The 24,344-nt window shown below is 38.8% G+C and carries 17 protein-coding genes and 1 tRNA gene; 15 read left to right on the top strand and 3 right to left on the bottom strand.

Annotation, left to right across the window (positions count from 1 at the left end):
* Positions 1-36: 36 nt before the first annotated feature.
* On the bottom strand, positions 37-522 hold the full coding sequence (locus AOB46_RS13955) for a hypothetical protein (RefSeq protein WP_062700403.1): 486 nt from the start codon (positions 520-522) through the stop codon (positions 37-39).
* A 259-nt stretch (positions 523-781) separates the two neighbouring features.
* Entirely contained in the window at positions 782-1,345 is a 564-nt protein-coding gene (locus tag AOB46_RS13950) for a zinc-ribbon domain containing protein (protein ID WP_062700401.1), read from the bottom strand.
* 366 nt (positions 1,346-1,711) lie between these two features.
* Between AOB46_RS13950 and AOB46_RS13940 the strand changes: the two genes are divergently transcribed.
* Positions 1,712-1,793 (top strand) — tRNA-Leu (locus AOB46_RS13940).
* A gap of 220 nt (positions 1,794-2,013) precedes the next feature.
* On the opposite strand, the gene AOB46_RS13935 is transcribed toward AOB46_RS13940, so the two are convergent.
* Positions 2,014-2,625 carry a helix-turn-helix domain-containing protein gene (locus AOB46_RS13935; protein ID WP_062700391.1) on the bottom strand — a complete coding sequence of 204 codons (612 nt, stop codon included), beginning with the start codon at positions 2,623-2,625 and terminating at the stop codon, positions 2,014-2,016.
* Between the two features lie 122 nt (positions 2,626-2,747).
* Here AOB46_RS13935 and AOB46_RS13930 point away from each other — a divergent pair, with 122 nt between their 5' ends.
* The 14 genes from AOB46_RS13930 (at position 2,748) to AOB46_RS13865 (ending at position 24,319) form a co-directional block, all read left to right on the top strand.
* Complete coding sequence (locus tag AOB46_RS13930) at positions 2,748-3,143, top strand: YbjN domain-containing protein (protein WP_062700389.1); 396 nt, start codon at positions 2,748-2,750, stop codon at positions 3,141-3,143.
* Positions 3,144-3,161: 18 nt separating this feature from the next.
* Positions 3,162-3,863 (top strand): PspA/IM30 family protein, encoded by a 702-nt coding sequence (locus tag AOB46_RS13925; RefSeq protein ID WP_062700387.1) that lies wholly within the window; start codon positions 3,162-3,164, stop codon positions 3,861-3,863.
* A gap of 1 nt (position 3,864) precedes the next feature.
* Positions 3,865-4,515, top strand: coding sequence for a hypothetical protein (locus tag AOB46_RS13920; RefSeq protein WP_062700385.1), 651 nt, complete (start codon positions 3,865-3,867; stop codon positions 4,513-4,515).
* Positions 4,516-4,637: 122 nt separating this feature from the next.
* Complete coding sequence (locus AOB46_RS13915; protein ID WP_062700382.1) at positions 4,638-6,659, top strand: flotillin family protein; 2,022 nt, start codon at positions 4,638-4,640, stop codon at positions 6,657-6,659.
* A 223-nt stretch (positions 6,660-6,882) separates the two neighbouring features.
* Positions 6,883-11,685 carry a DNA repair ATPase gene (locus AOB46_RS13910; protein WP_062700380.1) on the top strand — a complete coding sequence of 1,601 codons (4,803 nt, stop codon included), beginning with the start codon at positions 6,883-6,885 and terminating at the stop codon, positions 11,683-11,685.
* A 179-nt stretch (positions 11,686-11,864) separates the two neighbouring features.
* Positions 11,865-13,265, top strand: a complete 1,401-nt coding sequence (locus AOB46_RS13905; protein WP_062700378.1) for a T9SS type A sorting domain-containing protein — start codon at positions 11,865-11,867, stop codon at positions 13,263-13,265.
* Positions 13,266-13,565: 300 nt separating this feature from the next.
* Entirely contained in the window at positions 13,566-13,931 is a 366-nt protein-coding gene (locus AOB46_RS13900) for a hypothetical protein (RefSeq protein ID WP_062700376.1), read from the top strand.
* Positions 13,932-13,975: 44 nt separating this feature from the next.
* Complete coding sequence (locus AOB46_RS13895) at positions 13,976-15,391, top strand: PLP-dependent aminotransferase family protein (protein ID WP_062700374.1); 1,416 nt, start codon at positions 13,976-13,978, stop codon at positions 15,389-15,391.
* 131 nt (positions 15,392-15,522) lie between these two features.
* Positions 15,523-16,002 (top strand): GNAT family N-acetyltransferase, encoded by a 480-nt coding sequence (locus AOB46_RS13890; RefSeq protein ID WP_062700372.1) that lies wholly within the window; start codon positions 15,523-15,525, stop codon positions 16,000-16,002.
* Between the two features lie 60 nt (positions 16,003-16,062).
* The gene (locus AOB46_RS13885) at positions 16,063-16,770 is read left to right on the top strand and encodes a response regulator transcription factor (RefSeq protein WP_062700370.1); all 708 of its coding nucleotides are present in this window, start codon (positions 16,063-16,065) and stop codon (positions 16,768-16,770) included.
* Positions 16,771-16,773: 3 nt separating this feature from the next.
* The gene (locus AOB46_RS13880) at positions 16,774-18,174 is read left to right on the top strand and encodes a sensor histidine kinase (protein WP_062700368.1); all 1,401 of its coding nucleotides are present in this window, start codon (positions 16,774-16,776) and stop codon (positions 18,172-18,174) included.
* A 404-nt stretch (positions 18,175-18,578) separates the two neighbouring features.
* Complete coding sequence (locus AOB46_RS23105) at positions 18,579-22,232, top strand: hypothetical protein (RefSeq protein WP_131724383.1); 3,654 nt, start codon at positions 18,579-18,581, stop codon at positions 22,230-22,232.
* Between the two features lie 25 nt (positions 22,233-22,257).
* On the top strand, positions 22,258-23,820 hold the full coding sequence (locus AOB46_RS13870; RefSeq protein WP_131724382.1) for a hypothetical protein: 1,563 nt from the start codon (positions 22,258-22,260) through the stop codon (positions 23,818-23,820).
* 19 nt (positions 23,821-23,839) lie between these two features.
* Positions 23,840-24,319, top strand: a complete 480-nt coding sequence (locus tag AOB46_RS13865) for a hypothetical protein (RefSeq protein WP_062700364.1) — start codon at positions 23,840-23,842, stop codon at positions 24,317-24,319.
* Positions 24,320-24,344: the final 25 nt, after the last annotated feature.

Genomic DNA, 24,344 nt, shown 5'->3' with positions numbered 1-24,344 from the left:
CCTTATGCTGTTTTCAATGTAATTTAACACAAAATATTATTTTTTCACCCTCGAATACCTGTTTATTATTTTCATGTCAGGGCCACCCTGTTTTATGGTCAGAATATCAGTGTTTTTATCAAAATCAATGGTATATTGGTGTTTTTGATTTCCTTTCTCATCGGGAATAATTTTCCCGTCAATCAATTTATACTTTAAATTGATTTCCGTCAGCATTCCGCCGGACCGGTAAGAATGAATAGTATTTTTACTGATTTGCAGTTCAACGGTTTTAAACTGGTTGTATAATTTCTGGCCTTCAGCTTTAATTTTATTTCTTTTTTCGTCAGTAGCTGCAAGATTTTTCAGGGTTTTTTCAAAATAACTGAGCGTATACTTTTCAGAATTTTCAACATAAAGAGTATCTGAATCCATAGTATACAGATTCATTTTCCACGTGCCCTCAATTCCGCTGCCGGTTTCTTTTTTCGACATAAACAGAATGCTTATCAGCATGAGCAGGGAAGCCATAATGATTTTCATTGTTGGGTTATTTAGAGTTGATGTTTTGTTTTCTTTGTTGCAATAAAATGTACCATAAAGTTATTGTGGGCAGACTTATAAAGAAAGTCATCAATACCGCAGCGTTATAAAATCCGGATGCCTCATTACCCATTGTGCTGCCCCAGTAACTTACGTTCATAGCAATGCAGGTAATGATCATGGCTAAAAGTAATAAAGAGCTGATAATAGTCAGTATAACAATTAGAATTCTGGAGAACTGTTTCATGGTCTGTGAATATTATAATGATTTAAGCTTTTTCGTGATAAGCCTTTCGTAATATGTTGCTTTTTCCTGCTTATCCCACTGGGTGTAAATATCAACTAAAGTTTTAAGTTCTTCAATTGAAATTTCATGGGCGTCTTTTTTGAGGATCTCAGAAAGGGTGTTGTTTTGAGCTTTCAGCAAACGGACTTGTTTTCTGCATGGTAAACAATTCACCGGCATTGATTCCATTCTGAATTTTAATGTTTCATACCAGAGTTTTTTTTCTTCTTTTGTAAATGTAAATTTTGTTCCGCACGTTCTGCAGGTGACGTCTGTATCGTAGTAAGCCAAATAAGAATCCAGCTCATTATTTTGGAATGTGGGAAATGCAACAATGGCTTTTTTACGGTTTAAACAGTCGTCACAGGCCCATATATAATTACTGTCAATCAACATTTCATAAGCATCAGAAGCGGACATTTCATAGTGTTTCACGATGATCTTTCCAAGAATCGACAGACAGACTGTAATTTCTGTTCTGGGCTTCTCTATGGAGCAGCATGGGCATTTCACGTATTTCTCTTTTTGTTTTCTCATTAAAAGTGTTAATTCATTAATTTAAACTGCTTTTTACGGGGATGCTATAACAGCTAGAGCTGGTCGAAAATTCTAATCCTGTAATAGGGCTGAAAGGATTAGTTTCTGGAAAGTAAAGAGAAAAGATGGGTTTCATGGCAGTTTTAGTTTGGGTATTGTAAGCTGAAAACTTTTCCTGTATGTCAGCTGACAGAAATTTTTGTTTCATATACAGATGAAATACAGTTTTTCAATAATACTAAGCTACAAAAAATTACAGAACTCTAATCTATATACTATCAAATACTTGGTGTTTTTTACCGAATACTCAGGGTTTTTGTTTTGTAAATTTAAATTAAAGCCCTATATTTGCCAACAGAAAATCCCGCGGATGTGGTGTAATTGGTAGCCACGCCAGACTTAGGATCTGGTGCCGTGAGGCGTGGGGGTTCGAGTCCCTTCATCCGCACTAATCGTGCTTTAAAACTCTCTGTCAATCTGGCGGAGAGTTTTTGTTTTTATAATGATTGGTGTTTTGTGCTTAATGCAAGTTACAATATAGTCTGATACTTTAAAGATATAATATTAGATACAATCTTGTATTTCAGGAATAACGAAACGCCTTTGGAGATCTTAAAACGTACTTATTAAACCGAATTTTGTAAAATATCCGGACTTATTCCCCTTTTTTATTTTTTGCCGATACTTTTTTCTAATAAATCGAGCCTCTCCAGAATATCTGTAAAAATATTTTTTTCCGAAGTAGAAACCGATCCTACAACTTTATAAAGGTCTGTATGATCTTCTGAAGCATACTGTAAGCCGCCTTCTGTAAGAGTGAAAAGGGTGGCAGGCGAATCTTTTTTATATTCTGCTTTATTGAGAAATAAGATATCACCGTAATGATAAGGTGAAAGCAAAGAGTTCTGGGGTGTGAATTCATATACAAGATCAACAGATGCTAATATTTTTTGCACTATACTGGAGTTGGCTGAGCTGTTTTCCGATTCCGCGGCCTTTTCAGCAGTGTTCTTTATGGCCAGTTCAGGGAAAAACATAAGCTGGTCAATATCGGAAACACTCGCTAACTGATTTACCTGTAAGGTTTCAGTCAGTAATTTATCAAGATTCAGGTTAAAATGGTTTGCTACTTTCAGAATCGTTTCAATTTTAGGCTCGGCACGTCCTTCTTCATAAGAACTGATGACTCCTCTGTTTAAGTCGAACAGATCAGCAAAAGCCTTTTGGCTCAGCCCTTTAACCTGTCTTATTTTCTTGATATTGGTTCCGAAAAAGCTCATTTTGTCTAATCTTTTTTGCAAATATAGACAAATATCAAACAAATGAATGCTAAAAATATTTGCATTTTGAAAATTTTATTTTATATTTGTGTAAAGAATTTTAAACAACTAAACCAGCCATCATGAAAAATCAAATATTTAGAACAGTCAAAGAGTGGTTGTTAGATTATGAGTTTAATATCACGCTGGAAGATGAAGCTCAGAGAATTTTAATCATAGAGAAAGAATCCAACGGAATCAAGAATATGATCCTTATTGTATCTGATTCCATACTGATCATGGAGCAGTTTCTTTTCGAAATAAAAAATCCTACCGAAAAAACATACAGAATCCTGCTTCAGAAAAACAGGGATATCGTACACGGAGCATTTGTTCTGGACCACACGGGAAAGCGGGTGATTTTCAGAGATACCCTTCCTACCGATAATATGGCACAAAACGAAGTAATGGCCTCCATCAACTCACTGGGAATTCTTGTAGGGGAATTTGCCAACGAAATGCTTGAAATGAGTAAGTAATTCACAAAAGATATTGTCATGAACATTTTTAAAAGATTATTAACAATAGGAAAGGCAGAGATCCATTCGGTGATCGAAAGCTTTGAAGACCCCATCAACTTAACCGAACAGGGAATCCGGGAAATGAAAGAAGAACTGGGCAAAAGTATTGAAGCCCTGGCACAGCTGAAAGCCCTGGCTATCCGAAAAAAAAATGCAGCCGAAGCAGAAAAGCAGGTTGCTGAAGATTACTATAACAAAGCGGTAATGATCGTTCAGAAGGCAGAAAGAGGAGAAGCAAATCCTCAGGAAGCTGACCGGCTGGCCAAAGAAGCCCTGAAAAGGCAGTCTTCTTCTAAAGAAAATGCAGCCACACTACAGAAAGAGCATGAAAAGCTTCAGGCCGACTGTGAGAAAATGCAGACCAGTATTGCCCATCTGAAATCCAGTATTGCCAAATGGGAAAATGAACTCATTACCTTAAAAGCAAGAGTTCAGGTAAGTGAGGCAACCAGAGATATCAACCGGAAAATGACCCAGATGGATACCAGCAGTGCCGTAACCATGCTGGAAAAGCTTAAAGAAAGAGTGGTACAGCAGGAAGCCGTTGCAGAAGCCTATGCCGATATTTCAAAAGCAGGAAAAAGCATTGATGAAGAAATAGATGCCATGGTCAGTACCAAAGATACAGAAGCTGAAGAAGCTTTAAACAGATTAAAAGAAACACTTAAAAAAGGCTGATATGACCTTTCAGGAATTTTTAAACACAGCATTTTCCCCGGTAAATACCGTATTAAGCGTTTTGCTGGCCCTGTCCGTGATTTACTGGATATTTACCATACTCACCGGATTGGATATTGACGTGGGAATACATCATGACCTGGATACCGGTACAGATTCTCCGGACGGACATGTTCATGTTGCTGATCACGATGCCTCCGCATGGATGCAGTTCCTGAAATTTCTTAATCTGGATATTGTTCCTATGACCTATTTCCTTACCCTGTCACTTCTGATCGCGTGGTTAGGATCGTTTTATCTGAATTATTTCGTAAAGCTGCCTACATGGCTGGGAATTTTAGCCTTATTTCCTTTGCTGATTGCAGGAATGCTTCTGACAAAGCTGATTTTGAAGCCCTTAAATCCATTTTTTAAAGAAATAAACCATAAAGGAGAAGTAGCCCATGATTTTCTGGGAAGAGAAGGAAGGCTGAAATCCGGCATTCAGGATGATAAAATAGGAATGATGGAAGTCTTTATCGGAAGTGACCCGATGACCCTGATGGTAAAAAGCGAAAATGGAGTGAAGCTGGAACACGGAACGCACGTCATGATTGTAGACGAAGACTATGATAAAAGAATTTACTATGTACGGAAATCGATGAGATATTAAAAACACTGAAGATATGCTTTCTATTTTTATGATTATATTCAGCTATATCCTGGATATCCTGAGCCAATATTTTTAGAAGAAACAAAAAAACACATTTACTTATAAATAAACATTAATAAACTATGAATTTACCTTTTATTGCTGGAATTATTGTTGCTGTAGTGGCTTCAGTCGGGTTGGTTTTCTGGATCCTTTCCATGTATAAGAAAACCGTTCAGGGAATCGTTATTTTGAGAACAGGATATGGCGGCACGAAAGTATTTTTTAATGCAGGAATAGTAATCCCTATCATTCACCGTATGGAATCTATGGATATTTCCGTAAAAAAACTGGAAATCGCAAGAGAAGGAAAAGCCGGACTGATCTGTAAAGATAACATGAGGGCCGATATTCAGGTAGCCTTCTTTATCCGGGTAAACAAATCCGTAGACGATATTGTCAATGTTGCCCAAACAATCGGATGCCAGAGAGCTTCTGATGCAGGTACCTTAAGAGAACTGTTTGAAGCAAAATTTTCAGAAGCCCTTAAAACAGTAGGAAAGAAATTTGATTTTACCGAATTATACGAAGCAAGAAGCGAATTCCGCCAAGAAATTCTTCATATCATCGGAACAGACCTTAACGGATATGTCCTTGACGACTGCGCGATTGACTACCTTGAACAGACTTCCATTGATAAGCTGGATAAAGATAATATTCTGGATTCTGAAGGGATAAAGAAAATTACTGAACTTACAGCAAATCAGAATATTAAAGCAAATCAGGTGCGTAGGGATGAGGAAAAAACCATCACCAAACAGAATGTTGAAGCCCGTGAAGCCATCCTGGAGCTCGAAAAGCAGCTGGCGGAAAAAGAAGAATCTCAAAAAAGAGAAGTAGCCAATATCAAAGCCCGTGAAAATGCAGAAATTTTAAAAGTAGAAGAAGAGGAGCGCCTGAGATATGAAACCGTAAGAATCGCTACAGAAGAAAAACTTCAGATTGCAGAAGAAAATAAGCTTCGCCAGGTGGTTATTGCTGCCAAAAATAAAGAACGTGCCGATCTTGTAGAAACAGAAAGAGTAATGAAAGACAAAGCTCTTGAAGCAACAGAAAGAGAAAGAATCGTTTCCCTTGCACAGATTGAAAAAGACAAAGCCATTGAACTGGAAAAGAAAAGCATTCAGGATGCGATCCGTGAGCGTCTGACCATGGAAAAAACCGTGGTGGAAGAACAGCAGGGAATCAAAGACCTTGAAGCATTCAAAACTGCCGAGAGAAACAAGCAGGTAGAAATTACGCTGGCTACCCAGGAAGCAGAGAAAAAGCTGATTGAAGAAACCAGAGCCGCAGAAGCAAGAAAACTGGCAGCAGAGAAAGATGCACAGAAATACGTAATTGAAGCACAGGCAAAAAGAGATGCAGCAGAAAAAGAAGCAGAAGCTCGTAAAATTATCGCTGATGCCAAAGCAAAAGAAGAAGCAACAGTAGGATTATCTGAGGCTCAGGTATTACACGCTAAAGCTGATGCAGCGGAAAGACAGGGTATTGTGGAAGCTGTTGTCATTGAGAAAAAAGCAGAAGCTGTTAAGAAAGAAGGAATTGCCCAGGCAGAAGTAATCAAAGAAAAGGCTTTAGCGGAAGCAGCTGGAATCAACGAAAAAGCAGAAGCAATGAAGAAACTGAACGATGCCGGAAAAGATCACGAAGAATTCCGTCTGAAACTAAACAAAGAAAAAGAAGTGGAACTTGCTCAGATCGCTATCCAGAAAGATATTGCAGACGCGCAGTCGCTGGTATTGGCAGAAGCCTTTAAATCGGCCAAGATTGATATCGTAGGTGGAGACAACACCTTCTTTGATAATGTGATCCGCCAGGTTTCAGCAGGAAAAGGTTTGGATAAATTTGTAAATCACAGTGAAAATGCCCGGGTTCTTAGAGATAACCTTCTAGGCGATGGTGAAAATATCATTGGTAAAGTGATGGGAATGGTAGACAAATACAGGATCTCAACAGATGACATTAAAAATATGAGTATCGCTTCCCTGATCTTCAAACTAAACAGCGTTGCAGACCAGCAGGAAAAAGGTATTCTGGAAAAAGCTCTGGACATGGCAAAACATCTGGGGGTGGAAAATAAACCGGTAAATAACAACTCTATTTAATACAGGCATAAAAGCTGAAAATGTATTTCTCAACGAGAGTTTTTTACTTTGCTGAAATCTGATTATGCATTGATAATCAGATTGAAAAAAAAGTTAATTGTTTATAATGCAAAACTTATAGGTTTCAAAAGCCTATAAGGTTTAGAAGATAAAAGCAAAGACTTATTCGTTCCACACCAAGATCTGCTGTGTTATAGCAGCCGTGACAACCTAATCCAACACTATGTCAGAAAAACTTAATTCCGGAACATACGAAATTATTCAGAACCGTCTGAATGAGCAGAAGAATGACCTGATCCAAAGACTTCAGAAGCTTAATGAAAGCCGTAAAAGCATTTTTGGAGGAATAGATTTTTCTCTTATTGCCAACGAACGGATTTCCACAGACCACAACTGTATTGCCAAAGATATATTTTCTCTCGGAGATCAGCTTATTTTCGGATCCAATGCCCATCTGGGCCTGCAGACAGAAATCAATATTTCGGATGTTTTTTCAATATACAGAATCAATAAAAACCGCTTTGAACCTCAGGATTACACCCTGATTAATGATGAGGTTTTTATTGATGAATTCAAAAACCTTTATAAATATTACAGGAATACCTTCTTTGCAAGGTTCGCTTTTACGGAGAACTACCTTTACATGGTTTTCCAGCTTTCAGAAAGCACTTCCGATATCAAAGCCTTTAAGTGGCTGATTAAAAACAATCAGCTGACTTATATTGATTCAAGAAGCGCTTCGGAAACGTCATACCCGCAGCAGCATGGCTTCGTATGGACAAAAGCTACGAGAGATATGCAGCGGTCCGGAAAACATCCCCATGTTTCCCTGGCAGATAAAGTTTTCGTAGAAAGTATAGGGGGAGATATTACCATCAAGGTTGAAGATAATACAGACACCGGAAAAGGAATCTATTCCGAAGATGTCATCCATAAAGACCAGAATCTTGATGATGCAGAGATCCATTTCTGTGACCTGGATAACCTTGTTTTGTTTAAAATAAAACCTTATCAGGAAACAGAACGCTATTTCATTTATAATCACAAGGAAAAAACCGTTTCAAGAGCAGATGCCCTGAAATATTCAGGATTGCTGCTTCCTGAAAGCCAGGGAGTATTATTCTCCAACGGTTATGCGCTGCAAACCGGAGGACTGAAAGTAATTTCACAGGATCTGAACAGGCTGTATTACCTGAAAACGGTAACAGAGCCTAATGGTGAAAACTTTCTTTATATATTCTATGATGATAAAACGAATAACTATCAGCTTATCTCCTACAATATCATCACACAGACCATAGAAACGCCGATCCGGTGCAGTGGTTTCTCTCTTCTGAATGACGGGAAACTAATCTACCTCAGAGAAAGTATTGAGACTACCAAACATCATCTGGCCCAGATCTGGCAGACCCCCTTCTCCAAAGAATTGCTGCCAAATGCTGAAAAAGCAGACAGCTTAATTTATAAAATAGGGAACAAAGATATTGTAAGGGTAATGGCGGAAAGCCAGGAGCTTATCACGCTTCTGAATAAAAAAGATTCGTACAGTGGATTATATGATGATATCGTCAAGCTTTCCACCTTTATTCTGGATACCTATTACTTTTTAGGTGAAAATGAAGTCCAGAAGCTGGATCAGCCGCTTAAAGAAATCCGGAAAATTGCTCATTCCGCCATTAATGAATATGAAAAAGTGGTAGAGCAGAGAAAAAATACGGATGAAGCTTTAGAGAAAATAAAACTTTCCTGCCAGAAAATACTTGATGATACCAAGAGGCTCCATTATTCGCAGCTAACGGAATACATTGACGCCCTGTCCTATATCAGAACTTTAAGAGGTGAAGTAACCGGAGCCCGGGAATTGAAATATGCAGACATGGCGCTTCTCGATTCTCTGGAAAAATCATTGGCTGCCCGTTATACCGAACTATCCAATGCCTGTGTGGATTTTCTGCTACAGGAAGGTGCTTTGCTGCCTTATGAAGAGAAAGCCAGGAGTATCTCGGAAGAGATCATCAATCTTCATAAAGCCATTGATGCCAAAACAATTGAAGACAGCATCAATGCTCTTTCCGGACAGCTTGAGCTGCTGGTAGACATTGTGAACAACCTTAAAATAGAAGATACCTCACAGTCTACCCAGATCATTGAAAATATTTCCCAGATCTTTGCCCGTCTCAACCAGGAAAGGCTTGAACTTGGAAAAAGGAAGCGGGAAATCTCCGGAAAAGAACTGGCTTCAGATTTTCAGGCTCAGATCACATTGTTTGATCAGTCTGTTATTAATTTTCTGGAACTCTCCCAAACCCCTGAAAAATGTGATGAATACCTGACTAAACTTTCTATTCAGCTGGAAGAAATGGGAACCAAATTCGTTGATTTTGACGAGTTCATCCATAAAATCGAGGAAAAGAGGGAAGAAGTTTATGAACACTTTCAGAATAAGAGAGTGCAGCTTACCGAATCCCGAAATAAAAGAACCCAGAATCTTTTCGAAGCCGCCCAGAGAATCCTGAAATCAGTACAAACCAAAGCTGAATCTTTCGATTCTGAAAATGAAATCAATGGCTATTATGCTTCAGACCTGATGGTTGAAAAAGCACGGGATCTTGCAAGGCAGCTGGCAGAGCTGGAAGATTCTGCCAAATCTGAAGAAATTCTGACCCTTTTAAAAACAACCCAGCAGGAGGCCGTAAGAAAGCTAAAGGATAAAAAAGAAATCTATGCAGACGGTGAAAGCATTATTGCACTGGGAGATTACAAATTTGCCGTCAACCAGCAGAAGCTGGATCTTACACTCGTTCTCAGAAATGCTCAATATTATTATCATCTTACAGGAACAAGCTTCTACGAGCCCCTTGTCTTTGATGCTACAGAAGATTTCAGAGAAGTCTGGAACCAGGAATTCGTTTCAGAAAATGCTCAGGTTAAAAGATTTGAATATCTGGCTTGGAATGTATTTTCAGCTCATAAAAAGCTGGCATCGGACCTGGAAATTGAAGCAGCTGTTCAGCAGTTCACTGCAGCACACTTCGGTGAAGGCCTCGTAAAAGGAATTCACGACAAAGATGCGCAGGTAATTGTTTCAAAGCTCCAGCAGATGCATAATGAACTTGGCCTGATGAGGTTTTCTGCAGGAGAAAGAGTGCTGGCCCAGTTGTTCTGGTTCTTTTTAAAACCGGAAAGAAAAGAATATTATACCCGGCAGTTTGAGGCTGCAGAAATTATTTCCCATTCATTTGCCAACGCACAGGGATTTGAATATCTGCTGACAGAACTGTCAGGAGAGATCAGAACCTTTGCCGCAGAAACCCGGTTTCTGCCTAACACTGATTTTTTCAATGCAGCATTATATCTGAAGCAGGAAAACCGTGAAAACTTCCTTATCACAGAACAGGCAGGAGCATTGTATGAGCTGTTTTTAAAGGAATTAAAAGAAAAAGGCAAAGACCTTGAATTTATAGAACAGATCAGAGCAATGTATCTGTACCCTTCGGCCTGTTATTATACAGCAGAAAGTGCCCTGAAAGCTTTTGATCCTAACGCAGATGAAAATGGAATCCGTGAAGCGGCAGCATTCCTGATCACTCAGAAATTTGATCCGAAAAATATCCGGCATGTTTCCTTTGAAACAACCATAAAGGATCTCAGGTCTCTTGAAAAAGATACGGAATACCTTCTTAATTATTTTGAATTTGCATCCCGTTTAAGCCATTTCAATACCATTACCGTTCCTAAATACAGAAAATTGCAGGATCTGAAATACAATTGGGTGGGTGAAAAGAAAAAAGCACTGAAGCTGGATACTTTTAAACCTCAGGTGCTCAGCTCTTTTATAAGGAATAAGCTGATCAATGATGTTTATTTCCCTCTCATAGGGGCGAATCTGGCTAAGCAGCTGGGAACAGCAGGTTCAGATAAAAGAACTGACCGTATGGGAATGCTCCTTCTGGTATCACCTCCGGGTTACGGAAAAACAACCCTTATGGAATACATGGCCGAAAGGATGGGGCTGGTTTTTATGAAGATCAACGGACCGTCCCTAGGGTATGACATTCTTTCAACAGACCCTTCAGAAGCTAAAAATGCAGGAGCAAGACAGGAGCTTGAAAAATTGAATCTTGCCCTGGAAATGGGAGATAATGTTATGTTGTATCTGGATGATATCCAGCATTGTAACCCGGAATTCCTGCAAAAATTTATCTCTCTTGCTGACGGGCAGAGAAAAATAGAGGGAATATATAACGGGGAAAGCAAAACCTATGACCTCCGTTCCAAAAGATTCTGTCTTGTGATGGCAGGAAATCCATACACGGAAAACGGGGAGAAGTTTAAAATTCCGGATATGCTGGCAAACCGTTCAGATACATATAATCTGGGAGAAATCTCAGGCTCAAGAACAGATCTTTTTGATTTAAGCCTTATTGAGAACTCCCTGATGTCTAATGAGTATCTTACAAGATTAACCCAGCCGGGAATTGATAATCTTTACAGACTTTATGAATGCGTGGTAACAAATAATCCTGCAGATAACCTTAAAGGAAACTTCAGCTCCAATGAGATCGCAGACTTCAGAGCGGTGCTGGAAAATACCATTACCGTTAGAAATATGATCCTGAAAGTCAACAAAGAATATATCTCATCTGCGGCCATGTCTGATGATTACAGAAATGAACCGCCGTTCAAGCTCCAGGGATCGTACCGTAATATGAATAAGCTGATCGCACAGATCCAGCCGATCTTAAAAAAGAATGAGGTCGTTCAGCTGGTTCTTGATCATTATCAGAATGAGTCTCAGACTTTGACAACCGGTGCAGAAGCCAATATGCTGAAACTGAAAGAACTCATTGGTTCCCTTTCAGAACAAGAGAAGGAACGCTGGAATGAAATCAAAAAGACATTTGTAAAAAATAAAACCCTAAAAGGACTTGGGGAAAATGACAGGATGTCCCAGATTGTCGCTTTGCTGGCCCAGTTCGGAGACGGATTGGAAGGCATTAAAGAGGCTTTACGAAAAGTAGAATAATACCATGAAATCTTAAATATTTTCAGGCAGGCTGTACCATATTGGGACAGCCTGTTTTTATTGTATGAATTACAATATAATTAATATTTTATTAGTTATGATGAGTTATGTTTAGAAATTTTTGTTTATTTGTTGATATTTTTCATAAATTTGGGAAATAACCAGATCACTAAATAAACATGAAAAAAATTTACCTTTGCCTTGCTCTTTTCGGGGCTTTACATAATGTTTCTGCTCAAAAAGATTATTGTGTAAAAGATATATCAATTACCTATACTACCATTTCAATTTTTACAACAGACGGAAAAATATATACTTGGGGACAAAATAGCTTCGGGCAGGCAGGTACAGGAAATTTTCAGGATCAGAATACCCCTTATCAACGTCCGGCTATACCGGATTTTGCTACTGTTTTTCACGGATTAAGTCATACTGTAGGATTAACGAAAGATGGTAAAATATACGGATGGGGCAGAAATATGAGATCTCAGGTAGGAGACGGAACCATTATAGACCGTAATACTCCCGTGCAGGTGGGTACAGATACAGACTGGAGAAAAGTAACAGCAGGAACTGTACATACCATCGCTCTAAAGAATAACGGAACACTTTGGGGGTGGGGAAATAATTCAGCTTGCGAACTGCATGCAACTCCTGCCAATCCTTATCCTAATGATTATTATGTTCAACCGATACAATTAAGTCCGGATAATACCTGGGAAGACATAACCGGTGGCGGAGCAAGAACTTTTGGTATAAAAAAAGACGGAACATTGTGGGCAAGAGGAAGGAACTCAGGATATGGCTTAGGCATTGGATATGGCGAGAATATGTGTATTACCAATTTTACAAAGATCGGGACAGATACGAACTGGAAAAAGATATTTACTTCTGCTTCAGGAGATTTTACCCTTGCTTTAAAAACCAATAATACCTTATGGGCCTGGGGAGATAATGTTCAGGGAGCTGTAGGAAACGGAACAAGCACTTTTGTTCAGAGCCCCGTACAGATAGGAGCAGATACATGGAAGGATGTAGCTGCGGGACAGAGTTATTCTGTAGGAATTAAAAGTAACGGAACATTATGGGGATGGGGAAGAGGATGCTGGGATTACACCGGGGCTATTATAACCCCTGCACACTCGCTATCTCCTGTGCAGGTGGGTAATGATACAGATTGGGTAAAAGTATATGGAGGTCATTGTGCTTCACTTGCACAAAAAGCAGATGGATCTGTCTGGGCCTGGGGTGGTTATGGAAATATTTGGAACGGAGGTGTTCCTACTTCATCTTTGCAGCCTGTTCTTATTTTTCAATGCGCAAGAGCCTCCACTTCAGAAACAGACTTTGAGCTGTCTGATATCATTTTATATCCGAATCCCGCTGATGATAAGATTTGCTGGGCAAAAAATATTCCTATTGAAAAAGTGACTATTTATGATATGAGCGGAAAGCTGGTGTCATTGCAAAGGGTTTCTGAAAATTTTGTAAACGTTTCAGGCCTTGTCACAGGTTCTTACCTGATAAAACTTGAATCAAAGGATAAATTAATTTACAATTCAAAGTTTATAAAAAAATAACATCTGTTTTATAAAAGCCTGAAGCTGGGAGCTGGAAACGGGAAGTTATGAAGGTTGTCAATAATAATTTTTTATTTCTTTTGAGATAATTTGATTTTACAATGGCTTTGAATAACTATAACGAGAAGTAGCTTCCATGCTCCTTTTTTCCATCTTCCGGCCTTTAATCCGGATTCTGATTATGTCATCTGTAGATTTCAACGGATTATATTCGGTCTGTACCCATAATATTGTATACTTCTGTATCTGTGTCCAATGTTGAATACTCCATAATTTTGTTTAGCTAAAGAAGAAAATACTATGGAAACAATAGTTCAATATCAGGGTCAGATTCAATATGCTGAGGTGTATATTTCAGATATGCCGGTACTGAAGAATATATTTCTGCAGACACAATGTGCCCGGGTTGCCCATACAGATTTTGGGCTTCCTTTTCTTTTGGCAAAAAAGAAAAATCAAATCATCATGTTTGCAAGTCTTCTCATCAATGAAAAGGGAGGAGTTACTTTTAAAATTTATCATAAAAAAGAAGCTGTAGAACAGGAAAAACAAAACTTTTATCTCAAGGCCGAAAATTATTTTAAGCAAAACAAGACCTCCAATTTCCAGAATCCGGAACAGCTTAAAAGCAGTATTAAAAGCATGATAAGCTGGCTGGATTTTTAACAAAGCCTGGAGAAAGTTGTACATTTACTTAAAACCTGAATTTAATGTCTAAAGATGTTCTGTATCTTAAAATAGCCAATTCCGTCACTGAGCAGATTAAAAGTGAAACCCTGCAATATGGGGATAGACTTCCTTCTCTGAGGAGTGCCCAGAAACTATATAATGTCAGCTTAAATACAATAAAACAGGCTTATATGGAACTGGAAAGCCGCTCTTTGGTGGAATCACGTCCTAAATACGGATATTATGTAAGCCAGACTTCCCAACGGAAACTGGCGCTGCCTTCCGTAGGGAAAATAAAGATCTCAGAAGATGAAAATACTCCGGAAGATCTTATCGGAAAAGTCTTCGGAACCATTGCCGGGACAGATGTCACCCAATTCGCACTGGGAATTCCGGGGAAAAGCCTTCTTCCTGTGGCAAAAATGAAGAAATGCATGATTGATGTGATCAAAAGAAAGCATGACAGCGGAACAAACTATGAGCCGGTACAGGGAAGTGAACGCCTCCGTCGTGAAATTGCCAAATGGTCCATCGTGATGGAAGGGAAAATCACAGAAGATGATCTGGTGATTACCTCCGGAGCCATGAATGGAGTTTATAACTGCCTGATGGCGGTTACTCAGCCGGGAGATTCTGTTGCCGTGGAAAGTCCGGTATATTTTGGAATTCTCCAGGCAATTCAGCTTCTGGGGCTCAAAGCAGTGGAAATTCCCACTCATCCAATTACCGGAGTGGATCTGGATGCGTTAAAAAAGATACTTCCTGATCTTTCGGCATGCTGTTTTGTGGTGAATTACAATAACCCGCTAGGCTTCCAGATGCCGGATGAAAATAAAAAACAACTGGTAAATATGCTGACTGAATATAATGTTCCTCTGATTGAAGATGATGTGTATGGAAATATTTATTTCGGAGCAGGAAGGCCAAAGCCCTGTAAATATTATGATGAAACAGGAATTGTAATGTGGATAGGATCAGTTTCCAAGACACTGGCGCCAGGCTATAGAGTTGGCTGGGTAGCTCCTGGAAAATTTAAAGAAAAGATCATCCGTCAGAAATTGGTCCAGACTGTCTCTGGCCCGTCGTTATTTTCAGATGTCATTGCTGATTTCCTTGAACATGGCCGTTATGACCACCATTTGCGAATGTTCAGGAAGAAGCTGTACGCTAATTATCTGCAGATTCAGAAATCGGTGACCCAGTATTTCCCGGATAATACCAAAATATCTGAACCGAAAGGAGGATTTATGCTTTGGCTGGAGCTGGATAAAAGGATTTGCACTGAAGATCTGTACGACGAAGCACTTAGCCAGAAAATTAACTTTGCTCCCGGAAGAATGTTTTCACAATACAATCAGTATCAGAACTGTATGCGTCTGAACTATGCCCTGGAATGGACCGACCGTGTTGAAAGTGACCTGGAGAAGCTGGGGAAAATGATTAAAAACAGAATTTAACCTCAGTTCGGGATAACTCGGGAGGCTTTCAATACCTATAACTAAAATTAACTTCCAGCCTCCTTCTTCCAGCCTTTTACATTAAACTCCTTAACCCGAACTCACGTAAATTTAATAAAATATATATAGTGATGAGTGATATGAATAATGAAGTAACAATTGTGAATTTTGAACCTCAGTATAAAGAGGCTTTTAAAACATTGAATGAAGAATGGATCAGGACTTTTTTTGTAATGGAATCCGGAGATTATAAACTGCTGGATCATCCTGAAAATCAGATTCTGAATAAGGGCGGTCATATTGTTTTTGCTTTACTGGATGGCGAAGCTGTGGGAACCTGTGCCTTGGTAAAAGCCAATGATGAACCCCTCATTTTTGAACTTTCCAAGATGGCTGTAAGTCCTAAAGCTCAGGGAAAGAAAATCGGGTATCTGCTGGGAAATACCTTAGTGGAAAAAGCCAAGGAACTGAAAGCAGAAAGAGTTTTTCTGGAAACCAATTCGGTTCTGGTACCCGCAGTAAAGCTTTACGAAAAACTGGGTTTTCAGCATGTACGGGTTACTAATCCCGGATATGACCGGGCAGATGTGCAGATGGAATTAATTCTTTAGCCAGCTGGCCGTTCCGTCTCCAGAAAAAATTTTCCTATTTTTGTGGAATTCCTTATTTCAATGAAAAAGATTATTCTCATCGAAGACGAAACCAGTGTAGTATCTTTTATTAAAAAGGGGCTTCAGGAAAACGGGTACGAAGTTTCTGTTGCTTTTGACGGGCGTACAGGCGTACAGCTGGTACAGGCGAATGATTTTGATCTGGTTATTCTGGATATTATGCTGCCGGAAATGAATGGTCTGGATGTCTGCAAAGAAATAAGAAAAACCAACCAGAGCGTTCCGATTTTATTCTTAACGGCCCTGGGAACTTCAGAAAATATTGTTCTCGGATTGGAAAGCGGAGGAGATGATTATCTCGTGAAGCCTTTCAAATTCATTGAACTGGTAGCACGTGTAAAATCCCTTTTAAGGAGAAGCCATAACCATATGCCTCAGGAAATTGCAGAGCCGGAACCGGACAATGAGCACGTATTTCAGTTCTCTGATCTCACGGTTAATGATTATACCAAAAAAGTAACCCGTGCAGGAGAGGATATTTCCCTCACTTCTACAGAATATAAATTACTGCTGTATTTTCTGAATAATCCGGAAAAAGTAATCTCCAGAGCAGAAATTCTGGATGCGGTCTGGGGTGTAAATTATGAGCTGGGAACCAATGTTGTGGATGTCTACGTGAATTATTTAAGAAAAAAACTGGATAGTCAGGAGGATAATAAGCTCATTCATACGGTGATAGGAATGGGGTATGTGCTGAAAAAACCTTAATGAATGTTTAACAAAGTTGTCACAAATCAGACCAAAACGATGGTGCTTCTGATGTTGGTTTTTACCGTCATCATTCTGTTGTTCAGTGGTTTGGTTTACTTTTCAATTGTCAACTTTTCGCATCAGAGGTTTTATGAGCTGCTGAAAATCCGTACCGCTACCATTGTACAGATCGAAAAAAGTAAAGAGCATCTCGATCTTCCGGAAAACTATATTCTTAACAGCCTGAATGACGAAGAGCTTCCCATGGAAAGGGATTATGTTTTTGCCGTTCCTTCGGATTCCAATTTCAAAAAGATCTCCCGGGAAGTTCATATCCCAGATTATTTTTTCAAGAATATCGTCAAAAAAGGAGAAGCTAATTATAATGATAAAGAATTCTACTATATAGGGCAGACCTTCAGATATGATGATAAAGATTATATCGCCATCGCATCGGCTAAAAATCATTACGTCATTTATTACCTCGGATTTTTGAAAAGAACATTGATTACGTGTATTGTGCTGTCCCTTTTTTTCAGCATGATCTTTTCTTTCTATCTGTCTAAAACATTATTTAAACCGATTCTGAAAATTACAGGAAAGGTAAAAGAGATCAGCTCCGAAAACCTTCACCTCAGACTGGAGCCGCAGCCGGATAATAAGGAACTGAATGAGCTGGTGGATACCTTCAACGGAATGCTCAACCGTATCGAAACCTCCTTCGAAACCCAGAATCACCTGATCGGAAATGTTTCCCATGAGCTAAGGACACCGCTTACTTCGATTATGGGCGAAGCGGATGTTGCTCTTTCCATCAGCAGAACAGCGGATGAATACAAGGAAACCCTGGAAATCATTCTGGATGAAGCTGAAAAGCTGGACAGAAAGATCAAAGCGTTATTAATGATTGCACAAACCGGTTTTGACGGCAAGATCCAGAAAATGGACAAGGTAAGAATAGACCAGCTGCTGTGGGATGTTATTGAAACATTAAGAAAAATAGATTCCAGAAATAATATCTATCTGGACATCAGCATGCTTCCGGATAACCCTAAAAAGCTGAAAGTTCAGGGTAACGAGCAGCTTCTTCACCTCGCAGTAGCCAACATCATCAGTAATGGCTGCAAATACTCTAATTTCCAGCAGGTAAAGGTTTCGCTGGGAGCCACGGATACCGATGTATACATCATCGTAAAAGACAACGGGATCGGAATTCCTGAAGAAGAAATGAATAAGATCTATGACCCTTTTTTCAGAGCCTCCAATACCAAAAACTACGAAGGCTACGGGATCGGGCTTCCTCTCGCCAGAAATATTGTAAGAATGCATCAGGGAGAGTTGATTGTAAGTTCTCACGAAAATCACGGGACTACCGTTCAGATGCGTTTTCCTAATTTTTACAGTATGTATCCGGAGGGATAAATTTCAAAGTGCCTCTTTGATTTCTTTAAAGAGTATTTATAATTTTAGATTTAGAAACAGTTCCTTTATTTCTTATTGGCACATAAATTTTAGTAGTTGATTTTTCAATAATATCAGCTCTTTTTCTTTGTTTACTTCCTATTTCTCAATGCTTTTTCAGTCTGCTTTAAGATTGTTATAGGTTTCAGGTTATTGTTTTTATAAATATAATACGACGAGTTCTGTCGCTTCCCTGATGGATATTTGCATTATAGAAAACACAGAAAATGAAACTCGACTTAAAACAATCTGGTGGATATCTTTTTGCCGGACACCACCTAAAAAAATAAGGCTAAAACCTGAAGATACCTAATAAAAAGGGCTTCAGACCTTAACCTATATAAAATCAACCAAATTTACAAAAAATGCAAGCAATTAATCAAAATAATGGCTCACAAACTTTATTCAGATTTGCGACAATGCGTAATGCAGAGCTGTCTGACCCGGAAAACAGGGAAAGAAGATTTATTTTCAGAAATTATTCAAGACAAAAAGGCGTTATTGACCCAAGAGTAGAAGCGGGAGAATCATTAAAGTCTGTTTGTGAAAGAATAACAGGTTTAACAATAGAAACAGAAGCTTCTTTAAAAGCACAAGGTCCCGATTTTTATGAATTGGCAGTTTGGGTAGCAAGAAACAAAAGCAAAACTAATAAAACTGAATTTGATGCTAAAATTGACGAATTCAGACGGTCTTTTCATCTGGCAATTCCCAGCGATTCTAATATCTGGGATAATCTTGTCTATCAGGTTGTAACCCAAAAAGATTTCTATGCAAAAGAAACCCTGATACAGCTTTTACACCTTGATCACATTCTAGCCAATTATGACGGAACTACACAAGAGCAATATGAAGATATTATCAGAGCAAAAGTTGTTCTTCCGAAAGAACTTTTTAAGACTGCACGTGATTTTAATTCGGTAATTTATTCCAGGAGTTCTGTGGAGCCAGAAAGAGAGCTAAGCGAACCTTTCTACAGCGAAAAAGACCAGAAATATACAGAAGCAGTGGATAACCTGCAAATGAACCAGGATTTGTCTGCATCCCTGAATAAACTGGAAAAAATTTATCAAAAAGAATATCAGAAAGCCTATAAAGTGGGCTATGAAAACTATCTGCAAGAAGTAAAACCTATTCAGTCTGATTATCAGAAACAGTTATCAGAAATAGAGAGTAGGAAAAAAGTTATTGAAAACCGGGTTAAATACCTTACCGAACTAAGCATTGCTAATCCTGAATTATATGATAGAAATCCAGACCTAAAGGAAGAGTTATCCGGGCTAAATAGAGAGCTTTTAAGCCTTCATGTTTCTCCGCTTGACTTACCAGAGTTTAGTTTTGAATTCAGGCCAGAAATTAATCCTGAAGAAATAGAAAGTACTTTAACTGATGAAAACAGTTATACATTAAGTAGAATCTTCGATGCAGGAACTGTTAACGAGGCTTTAGAAGGAGTTTCTACTTTTGCAGAAATTTTCAGAGCAGTTATACAGGATAGTCAATTGCAGCAGCAGCAAATCCTGAACAATACAGAGCTTAACCAGCCTACTTTTACCAATATAGGAGGCATTTTAGTTCCTGTTACCAATTCCCTGAATAATAATGAAGTTATCCCCTTCACAACAGCAACCCGTAGGGTCCCACTTATGCCTGGTATGGGGCATTCAGTGACTGTTACTACGAATATAAATCATCCCAAACATATTATTACCGCAAATTATCGGGTTAAAGTAGGCGGGCAGACTATTGCGTCAGATTCTGAAACAGACCCTTGGAGCGGTGCGGCTAATGTAACTTCACTCTTCCAAAATAATAAAATTCCTTATGTGGATCTTGAAAAGATAGAGATTATAGAATTGGAAGGAGATGTTGTCTTAAGTGACGGGCTTTCTTATACAATGCAGGCGACGCTAAACAGGACAAACAATTCCAGTCATCTGTTTCAGGGACGTGGAATATTTACACCTAAAGATAGAAGTGTAGGTCCAACCAATCCTGGAACTCCGGAAAACCCCTCTAATCCCAATATCCCGGAAGGTACATTTATTCCCTCAGGTTTTGGGATGAAAAATATTGGTATTGCCGACTATCGAAAAGTAGAACAAAGTACTTATTGCTATGTAGAAGGAGAAGTAGCCCATATTGAGAACATTATGGCAAGGGAGTATAAAGAAAAAGCAACACGAAGACTTAAGCGCAGTGAATCCCAAACCACCAGATCATCAGAATCTGAAAAAGAAAAACTTACTGATACTACCTCTACCGAAAGATATGAAATGCAAAATGAAGTTTCAAAAATACTTCAGGAATCCAAAGATTTTGCAGCGCAGGCTGGATTTAATGCATCATGGGGAGGCGGTGCTTCAAAATATATGCTGAGCACGGCAGCCAATTATGCTACTCACAACTCCAAAGAAGAAAGTAACCGTCAGGCAGTCACTGATGCTAAAGATATTACAGCAAGAGCATTGGACAGGATTGTTACCAAGGTAAAGGAAGAGCGTATTGATAAAATCCTGGAAGAATATGAAGAGAATAACAAACACGGGTTTGACAATACCAAAGGAAGTAACCATGTAGTAGGTGTTTACCGATGGGTAGATAAAGTGGTAAAAAACCAGATCTACAATTATGGTAAGCGTATGATGTTTGAATTTATGATTCCTGAACCTGCAAAACTTCACAATTTAGGAATGAAATCAAGCAAGATTGCAGAAAACCTTTTAATAAAGCCTATAGATCCCAGAACAGCCCCAGTAAACAAGATGGAGAATTTTTCATCATTAGATGGGACTTCAGGTGAGTTGATTTTAAAATACTGGCTAAGCAAATACAATGTAGATATTGATAAAAAACCAGAAGAAATCATTTATGTAGGGAAAGCTTTTTCTAATACAGTCGGAGACTCAGATGGAAGATCAGAATATGACGAAGCTATCGCCGGAGGTGCAGAAATCCAAATCCCTGAAAATTATGTAACTGTTGCAGCTATAGGGGTGGTACAAACAGGTGGAGAAGGTATATTAGGACACTATTTAAGAATTGGAGGAGCTTATATGAATGGCTCTGAGCTTCCGATTAATAATTTTTATCAGGTAGTTCCTGTTTCATTTTCATTGATTGGATCTCATGCAATTGATGTTAATGCAAGTGTTAGATGTAAACTGACTACAGAAGCTAAAAATGAATGGCTCCAGACGACTTTCAATAAAATTATTGATGCGTACGAAGTAGAACTAGGAAAATATGAAGCTGCATTAGCCGATGCAAAAGCATTAGGAGTTCAGATCAAAGGTTCCAATCCTGGTTTCTACAGAAAAATAGAAAATACCATCCTGAGAAGGAACTGTATTTCCTATATGCTGAATCAGAATCCAAATGCAGAATTAACATTCGGGAAAAATAAATATTACCAGACAGACAGCTCTGTGGAGAGTTTTACCAATACTGAGATAAAAGTAAATGAAAGTCTGGACAAGTATTCAGCCTTTGTAAAATTCATGGAACAGTCTTTTGAATGGGAAATCATGAGTTATTATCTATACCCTTATTATTGGGGTAATAGAGCTAACTGGGCAGATCTTTATCAGTTTGATGATAATGATCCTACATTCAGAGCCTTTATGCAGTCAGGAATGGCAAGAGTTATCGTTACGGTAAGACCAGGATTTGAAGAGTCAGTAAGGCATTTCTTAGCTACAGGCCAAATCTGGAACGGAGGAGAAGTTCCGGTAATCGATGATCCGTTATTTCTGTCTATTGTGGATGAATTACGTTCACCAAAAGCCACAAAAGAAGGAGAACCATGGAGGGAAAAGATCCCGACCTCTCTTACTGTTCTTCAGGCCGGGTCCATCGGACTGAAAGTAGAAAAAGCTCTGCCTTGCTATTGTGAACCTGAAGTAAAATTTGATGATGAATTAGGATCAATTTGTGAAACTAATTTTATAGCTAATGATTATCTTCTTGGAGTTGAAACGATTGAAGGACAGGAGGTTATATCAGGGGACTGGACGTAAAAATATTAATAAAAAAAATAAAAAAATGCCAATCATAGGAAAAATTATACGTGTAAATGAATTACCTCCAATAGCTGAGAGGGAAACGAATGTCATTTACCAGGTAGCCGAACCCGGCTCTCCGATTTATACAGATTATGCCATCGATCAAAATGGAGATCTGAAAACACACGCCGTTACAGATGGGAGTGTTCCTCTCGAACTGGCGGATACACATCTGTCGATTTCCAATCAGTCTTTTATTACTGAGGGAATCACCAACCAGGAAAAATACAATGAGGATACTCGTGAAAAACTGAACCAAAAGCTGGATAAACCATTAACAGATGGCAATGTTCAGGATTATCCTAAAATTATAGGTTTAGATAACAATGGAAACGCAGCAAAGTTACCTGCCGGTGATTTAGGAAAAAACATTGCCAACTCCTCTCTGACCACCATATCGGGAGCAGGATTGACATTAGGTGCCAACTGGACACTGAATACTTCAGGACTTTACTATTCGATCACAGGTTTAAGTGATGCCTCCAATGATCCCACATTTAATACATTCTTATGTCAGGATGCTTCGGGACGCATCAGAAAAACCGCAGGAAAAAATATTCTTCTACAGCTTCCAAATGTTTTAACAACCGCAGAAAAAGAGCAGTTTGGTCTGGCTTGGAATAACCAGTACAGTAATGGGGCACTTAATGTTTATTCCATCACACCATCAGTTATTAAACATGAACATACGGTAAAATACCTTCTATTGCAGGGGTTGAATTTAAACTTAAACCCGACAAATACTTCAGTGAAATTTATACCTCAGGAAAATCAGTTGGGAATTGGTGAAATTGACTGTCTGGGCTTTCAAACTTTTGCCGATGGAAAATCTATGGTAGTTACAGTATATGGAGATGCCCTTCCTGCTGGTCAGAATTATAATATTGTGATAAGAACTTCAACTCCTATTGTTCAGGTGCATCGTACGGCGGGTGTTGTTATGGTATCTGCTTCTTCCAACAACTTTGATCTGAGTTCTATTATATGGTCTAAGAAGATTTATAATAATGTTGCTAATGATGGAGTATTCGGAAATGCAGGGGCCGGTCAGTATCAGAGTAATTCAAATGTAAAATCCTATGCTAATGAAGCTACTGTAGTATCTGCTCTGAAATCATCCAAAATTATAGAAGCCAATCAGGATTTTTATTTGAGTTTTGATGTTAGTGTGAATTTTAGTTCTCCGGGCAGTACAACTCCATACCATTCTATCGGTTTGATGCTCGATTCCACTCCGTTAGACCTGCTTAATCTTAATATGGCAAGTCTGAGGGTTGTAGGAAGATCGGATTCATGGGGGCGTCAGGTTTATCTGGACAATAGTTCGGTGGTACACTCGCAAGCACCAATAAACCCAGAAACATTTAATTATATCATTATGAGAAGAGGATCAGTAGTCTATTTTGTTCTTACAAAAAACGGAACTGTTCTTACTTACTCCAAAAGTATCTCAACAGAGGCACTTTCCTTTGCTATGTTCAATACGAATATGAGCGTAAGCGCAAATGTGTCTTTTAATATCACAGAATTAATCCTTTTTTAAACTTAAAATCAAGATCATTATGAATGAACATTTAATAATACCGGAAAACATTAAGGAAATCCTTAACAGCATTGAGAATATATCATCCTATCTGGCAGAACTGCCTCTTCAGGCGCATCCAAAACTTCCACAATTCGAAAGAAGTATCCGGGTGTTGGATATTGATGCCAAGTCCAAGCAGCAGTTTATCTGTTTCAACTATGAGCAGGTGCTGAAAGACAAAGAAACCGGTGAAGAGATCAATATTTCCCTGCCTGCCCCGCAATGGGTAATTTATAAGGAAACATGGAGCTATCTCCGCGACCAATACAATCAGCCCATTGAGTTGCCTTTATCGGAACCTACAGATGATACGGCTGCAGGCAAGGTGAGGGTTTCAAGTTACCAGTATATGCTTTGGTTATTGAAAAATAATAAGGCCGGACTTACCGAGCTTTTGGCTTCTTATCTGCATGAATTTGTGAAAATTCACAAAGAACAGCTGGATAAGCTTTCCTAAGAAGTATTAATTAATGGCAGAGTGT

It is taken from the genome of Chryseobacterium indologenes (assembly GCF_001295265.1).
Classification (GTDB): domain Bacteria; phylum Bacteroidota; class Bacteroidia; order Flavobacteriales; family Weeksellaceae; genus Chryseobacterium; species Chryseobacterium indologenes_A.
Note: the sequence above shows the minus strand (reverse complement) of the source record. Positions and strands in the feature narration are given on the sequence as shown.